This is a genomic window from Neoaquamicrobium microcysteis (genome assembly GCF_008180155.1).
Taxonomy (GTDB): Bacteria; Pseudomonadota; Alphaproteobacteria; order Rhizobiales; family Rhizobiaceae; genus Aerobium; species Aerobium microcysteis.
The window spans coordinates 211,955-227,741 of the sequence record NZ_VSZS01000060.1; the positions used below are offsets into that span (position 1 = coordinate 211,955).

At 65.4% G+C, this 15,787-nt stretch carries 15 protein-coding genes; 12 read left to right on the forward strand and 3 right to left on the reverse strand.

Annotation, left to right across the window (positions count from 1 at the left end; translation table 11 throughout):
- Positions 1-158 precede the first annotated feature (158 nt).
- The 4 genes from FY036_RS09290 to FY036_RS09305 are packed head-to-tail and all read left to right on the forward strand — an operon-like array spanning position 159 to position 4,724.
- Positions 159-1,526 (forward strand): MmgE/PrpD family protein, encoded by a 1,368-nt coding sequence (locus FY036_RS09290; protein ID WP_148914433.1) that lies wholly within the window; start codon positions 159-161, stop codon positions 1,524-1,526.
- A gap of 48 nt (positions 1,527-1,574) precedes the next feature.
- Positions 1,575-2,747: an acyl-CoA dehydrogenase family protein gene (locus FY036_RS09295; protein ID WP_148914434.1), complete on the forward strand. Its 1,173-nt coding sequence runs from the start codon at positions 1,575-1,577 to the stop codon at positions 2,745-2,747.
- Between the two features lie 7 nt (positions 2,748-2,754).
- Positions 2,755-3,876 carry a CaiB/BaiF CoA transferase family protein gene (locus FY036_RS09300; protein ID WP_148914435.1) on the forward strand — a complete coding sequence of 374 codons (1,122 nt, stop codon included), beginning with the start codon at positions 2,755-2,757 and terminating at the stop codon, positions 3,874-3,876.
- Positions 3,873-4,724, forward strand: a complete 852-nt coding sequence (locus FY036_RS09305; RefSeq protein WP_148914436.1) for an FAS1-like dehydratase domain-containing protein — start codon at positions 3,873-3,875, stop codon at positions 4,722-4,724. Before FY036_RS09300 ends, FY036_RS09305 begins: the two co-directional genes overlap by 4 nt.
- A 6-nt stretch (positions 4,725-4,730) precedes the next feature.
- On the opposite strand, the gene FY036_RS09310 is transcribed toward FY036_RS09305, so the two are convergent.
- Entirely contained in the window at positions 4,731-5,291 is a 561-nt protein-coding gene (locus FY036_RS09310; RefSeq protein WP_148914437.1) for a cytochrome b, read from the reverse strand.
- Positions 5,292-5,434: 143 nt separating this feature from the next.
- Between FY036_RS09310 and FY036_RS09315 the strand changes: the two genes are divergently transcribed.
- The 8 genes from FY036_RS09315 (at position 5,435) to FY036_RS09350 (ending at position 14,887) form a co-directional block, all read left to right on the forward strand.
- Positions 5,435-6,163: a CDP-alcohol phosphatidyltransferase family protein gene (locus tag FY036_RS09315; RefSeq protein WP_201744728.1), complete on the forward strand. Its 729-nt coding sequence runs from the start codon at positions 5,435-5,437 to the stop codon at positions 6,161-6,163.
- Entirely contained in the window at positions 6,160-7,797 is a 1,638-nt protein-coding gene (locus tag FY036_RS09320) for a sulfatase (RefSeq protein WP_201744729.1), read from the forward strand. Before FY036_RS09315 ends, FY036_RS09320 begins: the two co-directional genes overlap by 4 nt.
- A gap of 2 nt (positions 7,798-7,799) precedes the next feature.
- Positions 7,800-8,759 (forward strand): lysylphosphatidylglycerol synthase transmembrane domain-containing protein, encoded by a 960-nt coding sequence (locus FY036_RS09325; protein ID WP_148914440.1) that lies wholly within the window; start codon positions 7,800-7,802, stop codon positions 8,757-8,759.
- A gap of 82 nt (positions 8,760-8,841) precedes the next feature.
- Positions 8,842-9,840, forward strand: coding sequence for an ABC transporter substrate-binding protein (locus tag FY036_RS09330; RefSeq protein WP_201744730.1), 999 nt, complete (start codon positions 8,842-8,844; stop codon positions 9,838-9,840).
- Positions 9,830-10,630 (forward strand): ABC transporter ATP-binding protein, encoded by an 801-nt coding sequence (locus FY036_RS09335; protein WP_235897601.1) that lies wholly within the window; start codon positions 9,830-9,832, stop codon positions 10,628-10,630. The genes FY036_RS09330 and FY036_RS09335 overlap by 11 nt, the downstream gene beginning before the upstream one ends.
- Positions 10,627-12,219, forward strand: a complete 1,593-nt coding sequence (locus FY036_RS09340) for an ABC transporter permease (RefSeq protein ID WP_148914441.1) — start codon at positions 10,627-10,629, stop codon at positions 12,217-12,219. Before FY036_RS09335 ends, FY036_RS09340 begins: the two co-directional genes overlap by 4 nt.
- A complete protein-coding gene (locus FY036_RS09345) occupies positions 12,216-13,274 on the forward strand; it encodes a glycosyltransferase family 4 protein (protein ID WP_148914442.1) in 1,059 nt (352 codons plus the stop codon). The genes FY036_RS09340 and FY036_RS09345 overlap by 4 nt, the downstream gene beginning before the upstream one ends.
- 59 nt (positions 13,275-13,333) lie before the next feature.
- A complete protein-coding gene (locus FY036_RS09350) occupies positions 13,334-14,887 on the forward strand; it encodes a cryptochrome/photolyase family protein (protein WP_201744731.1) in 1,554 nt (517 codons plus the stop codon).
- Here the strand turns inward: FY036_RS09350 and FY036_RS09355 are convergent.
- Both FY036_RS09355 and FY036_RS09360 read right to left on the reverse strand, forming a co-directional pair.
- On the reverse strand, positions 14,881-15,564 hold the full coding sequence (locus FY036_RS09355) for an SDR family NAD(P)-dependent oxidoreductase (RefSeq protein WP_148914443.1): 684 nt from the start codon (positions 15,562-15,564) through the stop codon (positions 14,881-14,883). The genes FY036_RS09350 and FY036_RS09355 overlap by 7 nt on opposite strands.
- 84 nt (positions 15,565-15,648) lie before the next feature.
- A partial coding sequence (locus FY036_RS09360; RefSeq protein ID WP_201744662.1) for a fasciclin domain-containing protein occupies positions 15,649-15,787 on the reverse strand: 139 nt, incomplete at its 5' end.

A 15,787-nucleotide genomic window follows, 5' to 3' on the forward strand; every position in this document is an offset into this window, starting at 1 on the left:
AAGGCGCAAGGGAATAACGAGCGTTCAACTATTGAGCAGAAAATCGTATAGATCAATAGGACATAATTGATTGTCTGGCCTATCGCATCGCGCTAGTCAGGTCATCAATACGCCTGCCGTCATTCGGCGCCGGCGGCGGGCCGGAGCGATTTTTCGACATGGCAGACGAAACGATGAATTTCCCCAGTGGTCGGTTGGCTGCTTTCGCCGCGGGGTTGAGCTACGCCGACATTCCTCCCGACGTCGTGGCGCGCTCCGAGGACCTGTTCGTCGACTGGCTTGGCTCGGCACTCGCCGGGAAGTTCGCTGCGCCCGTGCAGGCGATCTCCGCGTTCGCACGACGCATGGGGCCGGCCGGGGGATCATGCGAGATCCTGATGGACCGGACATCGACGTCGCCGTTCTTCGCCGCGCTGGTCAACGGTGCGGCCTCTCACGTGGCCGAGCAGGACGACGTGCACAACGGCTCGGTATTTCATCCGGCAGCGGTTGTGTTTCCGGCAGCGCTCGCGGTCGCGCAGGATATCGGCGCGTCCGGCAAGGAGTTCCTGGCGGCAAGCGTGGCGGGCTACGAAATGGGCATCCGCGTCGGCGAGTTTCTGGGCCGGTCGCACTACAGGATATTCCACACGACGGGCACGGCAGGCGCACTAGCTGCCGCGGCAGCCTCCGGGCGGCTTCTCGGACTGGACGCCGGCCAGATGCTCCACGCCTTCGGCTCGGCCGGAACGCAGGCGGCCGGCCTGTGGGAGTTTCTGCGCGATGCGGCCGATTCCAAGCCGCTGCACACCGCCAAGGCCGCTGCCAACGGGCTTGTCTCGGCCTACTTGGCCAAGGACGGATTTACCGGCGCGCGGCAAATTCTCGAGGGCGCTCAGGGCATGGCTGCCGGCATGTCGAAGGATGCCGACCCGGACAGGCTGACCGACGGGCTGGGCACCCGCTGGGCGACGGCGGAAACCTCCTTCAAATATCACGCCTCCTGCCGGCATACGCACCCGGCGGCGGATGCCCTGCAAAAGGCAATGCTGCAGCACGGTTTAAAGGCGGATGATATCGAGCGTGTCGTAACCCGCGTGCATCAGGCAGCGATCGACGTGCTGGGGCCGGTGATCGATCCGGCGACCGTCCATCAGGCCAAATTCTCGATGGGAACGACCCTCGGGCTTATCGCGGTCTACGGCAAGGCGGGCATGGTAGAGTTCGAGAAAGGTTTCCGCGCGCCTGAGGTGGTTGATTTCCGCAGCCGGGTCGCGATGGAATTCGATCAGGAGGTCGATACCGCCTACCCCGCACGCTGGATCGGCAAGGCCAGCGTCATCACCCGCGATGGCCGCAAACTTGAGGTTCGCGTCGACGAGCCGAAGGGCGATCCCGGCAACACGCTTTCGCGTCCCGAGATCGAGGCCAAGGTTACGGGCCTCGCTCTGTACGGCAAGGCTGCCGAAGAAGCCGAGATGCAGCGTTTGCTGCCGCGCCTCTGGGCGGTGGGTGAACGAAACTCGATCGGGCGGCTTATGGCCTGATCCGCCATCGACCGCATTCTCCACAACGCATGATTGTCAGGAACTCCGATGGAACTCAAGGAACTCCCGCAAAGCGAAGAGATCGCCCAGATCAGGCAGAGCGTTCGAAAGCTGTGCGGGGCCTTCCCGGCGGAGTACTGGCGCAAGCTCGACCGTGAGCACGCCTATCCCACAGACTTTGTCGATGCGCTGTCGCAAGCTGGCTATCTGTCCGTGCTCATCCCCGAAGAGTTCGGCGGTTCCGGTCTGCCTTTGTCGGCGGCGGCAGCCATTCTGGAGGAGGTGCAGCGGGCGGGAGCGAACGGCGCGGCCTGTCATGCCCAGATGTACATCATGGGCGCTCTGCTTCGACACGGCAGCCAGGCGCAGAAGGAGCAATACCTGCCGAAGATCGCATCCGGCGAACTGCGCTTGCAGGCTTTCGGCGTGACCGAACCGACGAGCGGTACGGACACGACATCCATCAAAACGTTTGCGCGTCGCGACGGCGACCACTACGTCGTAAACGGCCAGAAGGTTTGGACGTCTCGCGCCGAGCATTCCGATCTCATGCTGCTGCTCGCCCGCACCACGCCGAAAGACGAGGTGGCCAAGCGCACCGATGGGCTTTCGGTCTTCATCGTCGACATGCGCGAAGCGCTGAAGGCGGGCATGGCGATCAAGCCGATCCGCACCATGATGAACCATTCGACCACGGAGGTTTTCTTCGAGGATGTGCGCATACCGGCGTCCAACCTCATCGGTGAAGAAGGCAGGGGCTTCCGCTACATCCTCTCCGGCATGAACGCGGAGCGTATATTGATCGCGGCGGAGTGCGTCGGCGATGCGAAATGGTTTATCGAGAAAGCGGCTGCCTATGCGAGCGACCGCAACGTCTTCGGACGCCCCATAGGCCAGAATCAGGGTGTCCAGTTCCCGATCGCGCGCGCCTACGCGCAGATGCGCGCGGCCGAACTGATGGTGCACCAGGCAGCCTCGCTTTTCGAGGCGGGTCAGGATTGCGGCGAGCAGGCCAACATGGCCAAGATGCTGGCGGCCGAGGCTTCATGGGCAGCGGCCGAAGCCTGCGTGCAGACGCATGGCGGTTTTGCTTTCGCGGAGGAATACGATGTGGAGCGCAAGTTCCGAGAGACGCGCCTCTATCAGGTTGCGCCGATCTCGACCAATCTGATCCTGAGCTACATCTCGGAGCATGTGCTGGGCATGCCCCGTTCCTATTGAGGCTGTGATGCTGCTGCCGCTGGAAGGCATTCTCGTCGTCGCCATTGAACAGGCCGTCGCCGCGCCGACCTGCACCCTGCGGCTCGCCGATGCCGGTGCTCGTGTCATCAAGATCGAGCGCGCGGAAGGCGAGACCGCGCGCCACTACGACCAGGCGGTCCATGGCACGAGCGCCTATTTCGCGTGGCTCAATCGCGGCAAGGAAAGCGCGGTTCTCGATATCAAGAACGAGGGCGATCGCGCGCTGGTCGAGCGCATGGTCTCCAAGGCGGATATCTTCGTGCAGAACCTTGCCCCAGGCGCCGCCTCCCGGCTCGGCCTCGGCGCGAAGGATCTGGTGGAGCGCTTCCCGCGCATCGTCGCGGTCGACATCGTCGGTTATCGGCAGGATAGCAGCTTCCGCGACATGCGTGCCTACGACATGCTGATACAGGCCGAGTCCGGCATCTGCGCCGTCACAGGCACACCTGATACGCCCGTGAAGGTCGGCGTGTCGCTGGCCGATGTCCAGACCGGCATGAACGCGCATGCCGCCATTCTCGAAGCGTTGATCGAGCGCGGCGTCACCGGTCGCGGAAAGGCGATCGAGATAGCGATGTTCGACGCCATGGCCGACATGATGAGCGTTCCGTTATTGCACCACCTTTATGGTGGACGCGCCACGCCGCGAACCGGTCTGGCCCACGCCGCGATATTTCCCTATGGGCGCGTTTCGTGCAGCGATGGCGACATCGTCATCGTGGTACAGAACCCCGGCGAATGGCGACGGCTTTGCGAAGGGGTGATGCAGCGTCCGGACCTCGTGGCCGACCAGCGTTTTGCCGACAACCCGTCTCGCGTGAACAACCGGGAGATGCTTGGCGATATCCTCGCGGGCATATTCGGCGGCATCACACGGGTCGAGGCGGTGACCCGGCTGGAAGCGAATGCGCTTGCCTGGTCCAGCGTCTCGACGGTCGAGGACCTGGCTCGCCATCCGGCGCTTGCGAGGCTGGCGCTTGAGGTGCCGGGAGGCGTGTTCGAGGGCGTAGCGTCACCGGTCAGGCGGCACGTTAGGGCTGGCGCGGTCCCCGCGCTTGGCCAGCACACAGACGCAGTCCGTATCGAATTTGAAGAGAAGAAGACATGAACGAAAGCGAAGTGGCGCATCTGAGGCAGTGGATAGGCCGGGAGGAGCGCCAGTCCGAGCAATTGACGTCGGGGCTCGTTGAGCGGTTTGAAGCGACCCTCGGCACCTCGGCGGCAAGGATCGACGGCCATGCGCCGCTTGCCATCCATTGGTGCCTCACACAGCCCGCCATTGCGGCCGAGGGCCTCGGCCCCGACGGTCATCCCGCGCGGGGCGGCTTCCTGCCGCCCGTCCCTTTGCCCCGCCGCATGTGGGCGGGCGGCGAGCTTTCGTTCATCGCGCCGCTGCGCACGGGCGAGCTGGTGACACGAATCTCGCGCATCGCCGACGTGACCCACAAGCTGGGGCGATCCGGCGAGCTCGTATTCGTCACTGTCGAGCATGACATCCTCAGCGGCGACACCGTAGCGTTGAAGGAGCGGCAGAACATCGTCTACAGGGCAATGGACAAGCTTGCCGAGCAACCCGCGCATTCCGAGCCTGCGGTCGATGCGACGGCGGCAGACCGTTCAGAGATGGTCGAGGCAACGACCACGCTGTTGTTCCGCTATTCTGCGCTGACCTTCAACGGGCACCGCATCCACTACGATCTCGACTACGCGCGTGAGCGGGAAGGCTATCAGGGCCTCGTCGTGCACGGTCCGTTGCAGGCGACGCTGCTACTCCATATGGCCGCGCGCCTGAACGGCAACCGGCTGCCCTCGCATTTCGCCTATCGTGGGGTCGCGCCGCTTGTACATGGCGGAACCTTCAGCCTGAATGCGGCCGGCACCGCAGATCGTATAGAGCTCTGGACCGCCGGCCGGGACGGAGCCAGGCGGATGACCGCAAACGTGTCTTTCGCCTGAACGGCCTCAGCTTCCCGTTCCGCCGCTCACCGGCGGCCACATGCGGCTGAAGACGCCGTCGCGGCGCAGCAGTCCGTGCTGGATTGCCGCAGCGACATGGATCGCGATCAGCGTGGTGATGGTGATCGCGCCATAGAAGTGAAGCGTCTTGGCGAATTCGGCCAGACCCTCCGAGCGCGGCACCAGTCCCGGCAAGCCGATCGCGTCGAGCCCTTCGACAGGAAAACCGCCAGCTCGCACGCGCACATAACCGACCACCGGCATAGCGAAGATGAGCACATAGAGCGCGAGGTGGCTCGTGTGGGCCGCACGTTTCTGCCATTCCGGCATGGTCGCGGGCAGGGGCGGTGCCGGATGCCGCCAGCGATAGCCGAGGCGCAGGATAGCGAGCACGAGCAGCACCACCCCGATGTTTTTGTGGAAGATGAACAGCGTATCCTGCAGTGGCCGCGCGATGCCTTCCTGCACCATGATGAAGCCGGCCGGAATAGTCATCAGCAGAAGGAGGGCCATGACCCAGTGGATCAGGCGGGCAGGCGTGCGATAGGAGGATGCTGGCACGGGCATGGTTCACCTCGCGGGTTCGGGTCCACGATCTGCATTCTACCGCATGAAGCTGTTGCAGGCGCGGCATTTTGCAAGTCGTTGGCCGGCTCTTGACAGTATCGCGCGTGCGCTATCTTTAATCCATGGTCTTCATGCATTCCGGGATGTCGAGCCGCGTACGTAGCAAGCTTCCGCGGGGCAGCGGCGGGTTGCCTCTTGGCGGGCTTCGAGCCGCCGCGATCGCAGGGTTGGTCGCCATCCTCGCGCTTGGCCACTTCGTCTTTTCCGGCATAACGCTGCCCGCCTTGGTAGGCTCGGTCGCAATTTATACAGGTGCGGTTGTCCTCACGGGCTGGCTGATGCAGCGCCACTATCCGCACGATCGGCTGGGTTTCTGCAACGTCGTCACTTTGTCCCGCATGGTGCTCGCCGCATCGCTTGTCATGCCGCTGGTGGCAGGTGTGAGCGACACATGGCCCGTTCTCGCCGTGGCGCTGTGCGCGCTCGCCTTGGATGGCGTGGATGGCTGGCTTGCGCGCCGTGAGGGTCTGGTCTCCGCGTTCGGCGCCCGTTTCGACATGGAGGTCGATGCCGCCTTCGCGCTCGTTTTGTCGGTCCTCGCCTACGCCTCCGGCAGCGCCGGAGTGCTGGTGCTGGCGTTGGGTCTGCCGCGCTACATCTTCGCGGTAGCGGCCATGGTGCTTCCGTGGCTGAATGGGCCGCTCCCCGAGCGCACCAGCCGCAAGGTGGTCTGCGTCGTCCAACTGGCGACGCTCATCGTCCTGCAGGTGCCGGGAGCCGTCGCTACTGCGCCGCTGGTTGCAGTGGTGGTGGCCGCGCTGATCTGGTCGTTCGGCCGCGATATCGTATGGCTTTGGCGGCAGCGGACGTGAGCGCTCCCGCTGTACGAAAATTCCTGCGTCTCGTTCTTGCGGCTATGGTGCTCCACCTGATCCTGGTGCAGCCGAACCATCCGGGCGCGATGATGTCCGGCGCCCTGCTGCGCTTTCCGCTGGAACTGCCGGTTATCCTGCTGGGGCTTGCGGCCATCGGCCCCGGCCGTGTCTCGCTTTGGCTGCGCATCGTCCTCGTAGCGTTGCTGACGCTCGTCGCGGTGCTCAAGACCGCGGATCTCGTGATGTTCCTGTCGCTCTCGCGCGGCTTCAACCCGGTGGCCGATCTGCCACTCGTGGATGCGCTGGTGAGGCTGCTGGCGGGTGCGGTCGGATCCTTGCTTGCTGCACTCGCAGTGATGGCCGCGCTCGTGGCCGTCGTCGCAATCGCGGCGCTCTGCTGGTGGGCGACTGGTGTCTGGTCGCAGCTCGAATTGCGACCGGGGCTGGCGCGCCTGTCGGCTGCGGCAGCCTTGCTTGCAGGCATCGTCATGGTGGCCGAGGTGGGCCATGCGATGCGCGCGTGGCGGCTGCCGGCATCGCCGCCGGGCATGGCCTTCACCGCGCGCATCGCCGTAGAGCGGGCACGCACGGCGGTCTACACGATCGCCGAGTTGCGAGACTTCCGTGCCGCCGCCGCGAATGATCCGTATGACGGTGCGCAGGGGCTGTTCGACGCCATTGACCGCGACGTGCTCGTCATCTTCATTGAAAGCTACGGGCGCACCAGCCTGGACACACCGCTGTACGCCCCGACTCATGCGCAGACACTGCGAGCCGGTGCGGCGCGCCTTGCGGCGCTGGGCCTTGCCACGCGCTCGGGCATCGTCACCGCCCCTACGCGCGGCGGGCAGAGCTGGCTGTCGCACGCAACCTTGGCCAACGGATTATGGATAACCGACCAGAGCCGCTACGGGGCTGCCCTCGTGAGCGGACGGCGCACGCTCTATCATCTCGCCGGACAGGCCGGCTTTCACACGGCCGCCGTGATGCCGCAGATCACGATGGACTGGCCGGAATCGGCGCATATGGGCTTTACCACCATCCTTGCCTCCAACGATCTCGGTTATCGCGGCCTCCCCTTCAACTGGGTTACGATGCCGGACCAGTTCACCCTTGCGGCGCTCGACCGGCTGCTCCGCACCGGCGATGGGGAGAGCCATCTTTTCGCGCAGGTGGCGCTGTCGACCTCGCACGCGCCGTGGGTGCCGGTTCCTGAACTGATCGATTGGGAAGACGTCGGCGACGGCAGCGTCTTCAACGACATGGCGACGGCGGGCGATACGCCGGAGGTGGTCTGGCGCGACCGCGACCGGGTGCGTGACCAGTACCGCCTCGCAATCGACTATTCGCTGCGCACGGTCATCGACTATGCGGCCCGCCACGCGGCGCAACCGCCGCTGATGATCGTGCTGGGAGACCATCAGGCGGCAGGCTTCGTGGCGCAGGACGAGCGTTTCGACGTGCCTGTCCATGTCATCGGGCCGGCGCATCTGGTAGACCGCGTCGCCGATTGGGGGTGGCAGCCGGGCCTCGTGCCGGCAGCCGACACGCCGGTGATCTCGATGGGAGAACTTCGAAACATGGTCCTCGACGCGTTCTCCGACGCCGCCGCGCGCCCGCCCGAAAGCTGACCATGCGCCTTCTTTCCGTGCACCCATGGCTGTTGCGCGCCATCCAGATTGGCGTGGCCGTCGCGCTAATGGGGCTTCTTTGGCGCATAGCAGACGGGCCCGACGCGGCGCGCCTCCTTCGCCAAGCCGATCCACTCTGGCTCGCCGCCGCGGTGGCTGCGCTCACCATTCAGACCTGGCTTTCGGCGTTGCGCTGGCGGCTGGCGGCGAGGCAGTTGGGCATCGTCCTGCGGCCCGGCGAAGCCGTGCGCGAATACTATCTGGCCCAGGTCGTCAACCAGTCGCTCCCCGGCGGCATGGTGGGCGATGCCGGTCGTGCGGTCCGATCGCGCGGGCCGTCGGGCCTTCTGGCCGCGGGCATGGCGGTGGTGTTCGAGCGGCTGGCGGGGCAGGTTGCGATGTTCCTCGCCATGGCGTCCGCCTTCGTCGTCACGCTGGCGGCACCGGGCGGGTTCGAATGGCCACGCTGGCTCGTGCTCCCCGTGGCGGTGATCGTGCTCGCTGGCACGCTCATGCCGCTGGGGTTAGCGGCCGCGACACGCATGCCGGGCCGTATCGGGCGCAGCGCTTCTGCTTTCTGGCGCATGCTTGCGCGTGCGCTCCTCGCGAGGCGGGTTCTGCCCCGGCACGTGCTTTTGAGCATCGGTACGACGGTTGCCAATCTCGGCGCTTTCGCATTCTGCGCCATCGCGCTCGATGCGGCACTTCCTCTGGTCGCGGTTCTGGCGCTCGTACCGCTCATCCTGTTCACGATGCTGATCCCGATCTCGATCAGCGGCTGGGGGCTGCGCGAAGGGGCTGCTGCCGCACTTTTTCCGCTCGCAGGCGCAACGGCCAGCCAGGGGCTTGCCACCAGCATAACCTTCGGGCTCGCTTTCATCGTGGCAGTGCTTCCGGGTGCTGCCTTCATCGGAACCCCGAGCCCGGTGCCCGCCCGGACCTCGCGCGCGAAGGCGGAGTAATCACGTTTTCTTGGCCGTGTCCGGCCAGCCCTTGTCAATCGCCTTACGCGCCTTACTCTGATGTACGACAGGAGTTGCAGACGTGGATCGAACCGGACTGTCCAGACGCATGGTGCTGGGAATGGGGGCGGCGGGGTTCGTCACCGCCCTGCCGATTTTTTCAATCCGCAGCGCATGGGCGCAGTCGCAGGTCGCCTTGCAGCTGTCGTGGCTGCATTCGGTGCAGTTCGCCGGCAGCTACATCGCGCTCGATCGCGGCTTCTGGAGCGAGGCGGGTCTGGACGTGTCGCTCCTTCCCGGCGGGCCTAACGCTCCCGTCGAACCGCCGGTGGTATCGGGTTCGGCACTTGTCGGCATCTCGGCTGCCGATTACACGGCCGCCGCCGTCGAGCAGGGCGCGCGGTTCAAGATACTCGCCGTCGCGATGCAGAAGAACCCGTTCGTGATAGCTTCGCTGCCCGGCAACCCCGTCAATGTCCCCGGCGACCTTGAGGGCAAGCGCATCGGCATGGCGCTCGCCAATACGCCGGTGCTTCAGGCTTTGTCCACGCTCAACGATGTTGATTTCGACGCGATCGAGATCGTGCCCACGCAGTATTCGGCACAGCCGCTCCTTTCGGGAGAGGTCGATTGCCTGCTGTGCTGGGAGACCGACCTGCCCGTTGCCATGGCGATACAGGGTGTGGACAGCGTGACGATGCTCATGGCCGACCACGGCTACGCACTGCATTCGCAGACCTACATCGCCACCGAGGAGAGCATTGCAAACCGTCGCGCCGAGCTGGTTGCGCTGTTGCGCGGCGAGGCGCAGGGCTGGGAGGCGTACCGCGAGGATACCAAGGCTGCCGCCGCGCTGACGCTTGAAATGTATCCCGATGCGGGGCTTGATCTGCGTACGCAGGAGTTGCAGGCCGAGCGGCAGGTGCCGCTGATGTTCTCTGAGCTGACCGACGCCAACGGTTTTGGATGGTGGACCGACGAAACCGTCGCGGCAAATATCGAAACCCTCGCGCTTCTCGGTCGGACGGTGACGCCCGACCTATGGGACCGCTCGATCCTAGAAGAGGTCCATGCGGGCTGACGCAGACATGCCGCCCGACGTGCTGTGCGACGGGCTTGCCAAGACGTTCGACGGTGGGGTTGAGGCGGTACGCCCGCTATCGGTAAGGTTCGAGGGCGGCCACACGACCGCCGTCGTCGGGCCGTCGGGATGTGGGAAATCCACGCTGCTCAGGCTGATCGCGGGGCTGGAGCGTCCAAGCGCCGGCCGCGTCGAGATCGGCGGCCTACCGCCCGCCGAGACGCAGCGGCGCGGCGAACTTGCGGTCGCTTTTCAGGACCCGTCTTTGCTGCCATGGCGCAGCGTGCGCGGCAATATCGAGCTGGCCCTGCATCTTGCGCGCCGTCCCGTCGCCGCCGCGCATGTCGAACATCTCGTGCGCCTGGTCGGACTCGAAGGCTTTGCCGATACGAGGCCGGCGGAGCTGTCTGGCGGCATGCGCCAGCGCGCCGCGATAGCGCGCGCCCTGGTCACCGAGCCTGAACTGCTTCTGCTCGACGAGCCGTTCGCAGCCGTCGACGAACTGACCCGCCAGCAGCTGGCGCAGGATCTGCCGCGCATCTGGGAAGCCCGCGGCACTACCACCATCCTTGTCACCCACTCGGTCAACGAGGCCGTCATGCTGTCCGACCGCGTGATCGTTTTGTCGCCGCGCCCGGCGACCGTCGTGGCCGATATGGCGATCGACCTGCCTCGCCCGCGCGAACCCGAAATGTCGCGCTGGCCGGAGTTTATGGCCAGCGTCGATGCCGTCTTTGCCGCGCTGTCGGCCTCGATGGCCCGCAACAGCCTGGCGATCGCCGCGCAATGACAGTCGCCACGCTGGCATTCATCGACAAGCGCAGCCTTCGGCCCGGTCGTGGCTCTGCACTGCTGGGCGCCGTCCTGCTCGTGCTCGGATGGGAGGTGCTGGCACGAATGCTGGCGGACGCCTTCGTGCTTGCCGCGCCATCCGAAGTGCTGACTGCCATTGTGGAAAACCGAACGCTTCTGATGCGTGCGCTTGCCGTTACCCTGGCCAACGGTGCTGCAGGCTTTGCGCTGGGCAATTTGGCCGCGATTGCCCTCGCAGGCATCGCACTCGCCTTTCCGCGCAGTCAGTCGATCATCACGGGGCTGGCGCTGACGGTGTTCTGCCTGCCACTGGTTGCGACCGGGCCGATCTTGCGCGTGTTGTTCGGGCCGGGTCCGTGGCCGCAGATCGTGCTGGCGGCGCTCGCCGTCTATTACACCACGCTGGTGCTGCTCTTGGTGGGGCTCCGCGCTACGCCGTCCAGCTGGATAGACCTGATGCGCAGCTACGGGCGCGGCAGTTTCTCGACGCTGGTCCATGTGCGTGCCATGGCCTCCCTGCCCTACCTTTTCGCCGGGCTGCAGATCGCGGCGCCCGCTGCCTTCCTCGGCGCGATGGTTGGTGAGTTCACCGGCGCGGAACGTGGCATGGGCGTGCTGACGATCCGCGCCATGCGCGACCTCGATGTCGATATGACTTGGGCGCTAGCCACGGTCGCCACCGCCGTCGCCATTGCGGCCTACCTGGCGATTGGCTGGGTTGCCCGGCGCGTGCTGGTGGCCGATCCGCCGGTGATTCTTTCGCCCCCGCGCCCACCCGGTTGGCGAGGCGGCGGCTGGCACGCCCCCATCAACGTCGCTGTCGTCGCGGTCGCGGCGGTCATCGCATGGTGGGCGGCGCTGGCGCTGAGCGGGCTGAACCCCTTCTTCGCCAAGGGGCCGGACGACGTCTTTCACGCGCTGTTTCTTGCCGACAACGCAGGCCGCACGCGTGCCATGCTCGCTTCAGCCATGTGGGAAACCGCTGCGTTTCTTCTTCCCGGCTATCTCGCCGGCCTGCTTGCCGGAGCGGGGCTTGCCATCGTCGTGGTGCTTTTTCCTATGCTCGCCGGTGCAGCCATGCCCGCCGCCATCGCCCTGCGCTCGGTGCCTATCGTCACAACCGCGCCGCTGGTCGTGCTCATCCTGGGTCGCGGTGCCATCGGCACCATCGCGCTGGTCGCCCTGATGGTTTTCTTTCCCACCTTCGTCGCGTGCCTGCACGGGCTGCGGCAGGCACCGGGGCAGGTGCTGGATGTGATGGACAGCTACGCCGCGGGACCGTTCCAGCGGCTTTTGCGCGCCCGTCTGCCGGCGATGCTTCCGGCCTTCTTCGCTGCGGCGCGCATGGCGGTGCCGGCCTCCGTACTCGCGGTAACCGTGGTCGAATGGCTGGCTACCGGCAACGGTGTCGGTAGCCTGATGGCGCTTTCGGCCTCGCTGTCCGACTACAACATGCTGTGGAGCGCGGTGGTGCTCGTCGCCGCGCTTTCGGCGTTGGGCTATGGCGGCGTCGGGCTTGTCGAGGCGCGGGTGCTGCGCATCTACGCACCGGAGCAACTAGCATGAACCGTCGCCCCGCCGCTTTCGCCATTCCCGGCGATATCACCACGCTGACAGGCGGCTACATCTACGAGCGCCGGCTGCTGGAAGGGCTGCGCGAGATCGGTCATGACGTGCGCCATATAGAACTGGCCGCGTCCTTTCCTGCCCCTGCGACCGACGACATGGTCCATGCCGTAGAGCAGCTTGCCGCCCTGGAGCCGGAGCGCGCGCTCATCCTCGACGGGCTTGTCTATGGCTCGATAGACACGGCCGGGCTCGCTCGCGTCAAGGCGCCTATCGTGGCGATGATCCATCATCCGCTGGCGCTGGAAAGCGGGCTGACCGCGGAGCGAGCAGATCATCTGTTTCGAACCGAACGCGACAACCTAGCGCTCGCCCGCCATGTGCTGGTGCCAAGCCCGCATACGGCGTCGATATTGACCAGCCGCTACGACGTGCCACCCGAGCGCATCACCATCGCCCGACCGGGCACCGACCGCCCCGTTGCCTCGCCGTCGGCGCGGCTCGCGCCTGCCGGGCCGCCGCTCATCCTTTCGGTCGGCATCCTGCATCCGCGCAAGGGCCACGACGTTCTGCTTGAAGCCTTGTCGTTGATTGCCGACCGGGATTGGCAGGCCGTCATCGTCGGCTATGCCCATGATGCTGCCTATGCCGCGGCGCTGGACGATCTCGTTGGCTTGCTCGGTCTCGGGGCGCGCGTGCGCTTGGCGGGTAAGGTTGGAAAGCAGGAGCTGGACGATTTTTACAGGGCCGCTTCCATCTTCACGCTGGCGACCCGCTACGAGGGCTACGGCATCGTGTTCGACGAGGCGCTGGCACACGGCCTGCCTATCGTCACCTGCCGCACCGGCGCTGTGCCCGAAACGGTTCCCGCAGATACCGGCCTTCTGGTGCCGCCTGAAGATCCCAACGCGCTGGCGCAAGCGCTGCGGTCGCTGCTCGACGATCCCCGGCAACGCGATCGGTTGGCGCGCGCTTCCGCGCAAGCGGGCGCGAGGCTTCCGGGCTGGCTCGACACCGCAAGGATCGCCGGCCGCGTTCTGGACGATTTATCTTGACCTTCTATCGCCGCTGACGGCCGAGCACGCAGCCGGAAAACACGACAACTGAGGGTGCGTTGAAACGGGTCTCCTGCCTCATCCCCATCCTGGGCGACCAGCTGAATCTGGACATAAGCTCGCTGCGCGACGCTGACCCTGGCGATACGGTCGTGCTGATGATGGAGGTGCAGGAGGAGGCAACTTATGTGCGCCATCACAAGGCGAAGATCGCCTTCCTGTTTTCGGCGATGCGCCACCACGCCGATCTGCTGCGCGGCCTGGGCTGGCATGTCGAATACACGCGCCTTGACGATCCGTCCAATGCCGGCAGCTTTACCGGCGAGATCGCTCGTGCGGTGAAGCGGCATCGCCCTGGGCGGATCGTGGTGACCGAGGCGGGAGAGTGGCGCGTCAGGCGGATGGTGGAAGGTTGGCGGGACCGGTTCGCCGTCCCGGTGGACATCCGCGCCGACGCACGCTTCCTGCTGACGCACGACGAGTTTGCCGGCTGGGCCAGAGGCCGGCGCGAAATGCGCATGGAATGGTTCTATCGCGATATGCGGCGAAGGACCGGGCTGCTCATGGACGGCGATGCTCCGCAGGGCGGACGGTGGAACTTCGACAAGGAGAACCGCAAGCCAGCCGGCGGCCTGCTCACCATGCCTCGACCCATAAATTTCCCACCAGATGCGCAGACGCGTGAGGTGATGGAACTTGTCGAGACGCATTTCAGCCACCATCCCGGCAGTCTCGACGGTTTCGACTATGCTGTAACGAGGGAGGACGCAGAGCGGCAGGTCGAAAACTTCATGAGACACGCACTGCCGGAGTTCGGCGATTATCAGGATGCGATGCTGAGCGGCCAGCGCCATCTTTGGCACTCCATCCTGTCACCCTACATCAATGCCGGGCTTCTCGATCCGCTGGAGTTGTGCCGTCGAGCCGAGGCCGAATACGAGGCCGGCCGCGCCCCGCTCAATGCGGTGGAGGGCTATATCCGCCAGATCATCGGCTGGCGTGAATACGTCCGCGGTATCTATTGGCTCGAAGGACCGGACTACGTCACACGCAATTTCCTCGACGCCCGTCGCCCGCTGCCCGATTTTTACTGGACCGGCGAGACCGACATGCACTGCATGAGGGAGGCTCTGGGTCAGACGCTTGCCACCGCGCATGCCCATCATATCCAGCGCCTTATGGTGACCGGCAACTTCGCCCTGCTTATCGGGGCCGATCCGGCGGAGGTGCACCGCTGGTATCTCGAAATCTACGTCGACGCCTACGAGTGGGTGGAACTCCCCAACACGCTGGGCATGAGCCAGTTCGCCGATGGAGGCCTGCTCGGCTCCAAGCCATATGCCGCTTCCGGTGCCTATATCGACCGCATGTCGGATTACTGCGCGCGCTGCCGCTACGATGTCAGGCAGCGGACCGGGCCTGATGCATGTCCGTTCAACGCGCTTTATTGGGACTTCCTTGCGCGCAACCGCGAAAAGCTGGGCAGCAATCGCCGCCTTGCCATGCCCTACCGCAACTGGGATCGGATGGACGAGGATACGAAAGAAGCGCTGCGCAGGCAGGCAGCATCGTTCCTGGCCGCGCTGGACGACGGGTCCACGCGCTATCAGTAGGGCAGTCGTTGGCCGTGCCGGTCGAAAAAGCCGCCGCTGTCCCGGGCACGGAGCCTTGCTAGGCCTGCAAGCATATCGCGGGCTGCTTCGGCGGGAGCAAGGACATCGAGCCCCTGCTTTGCGAACGGCGCAGACAGGGAGGTTGCGACGGTACCGGGGTGGATGGCAACGCAGATTGCCTGCGGATGCGTACGCCCGAGCTCTATCGCGGCGGTGCATACGAGCTGGTTCAGTGCTGCCTTTGACGCTCGGTAACTGTACCAGCCGCCCAGCCGATTGTCGCTGATGCTGCCCACTTTCGCCGAAAGCGTCGCGAAGAGCGCCGTGCCCTCGCGCGGCAGAAGCGGCAGGAAATGCTTCATCAGCAGTGCGGGGCCGATGGCGTTGACCGCAAAGAGCCGCGCCATGGCATCGGGATCGATCGCCCGCATCGCCTTTTCGGGGGCAGCGGTGGCGTCCGCCAGCATCCCGGTTGCATCCACTATCAGCTTTGGCGTTCCACGCTCCGCTACGAAGGCGGCGGCGGTCGCGATGGTGGCTTCGTCGAGAAGGTTGATATTCGGCGTGGTGCGACGCGACAGGCCGACCACCGCGTCGAACGTTCCGTCCGCTTCGAGCGCATCGAACAAGGCGCCGCCGATGCCGCCCGTAGACCCGATTACTACTGCGAGGTTCATGCAAACCTCCCGTTTCGGATTGGCAGGCCGTAGCCGGCTACGAACGCCCGGCTACGGCCATGGGCTCATCGGCCCCCATACGGATTACATCGAGGGCATTATGACGGCGTCAATGACGTGGATAACGCCATTGTCGGCCGCGATATCGGCCTGGGTGATGTTCGCGTCGTTTACCTTCGCACCACCTTCGAGGGTGAAAGTCACGTCGCTGCCCTGGACGGTG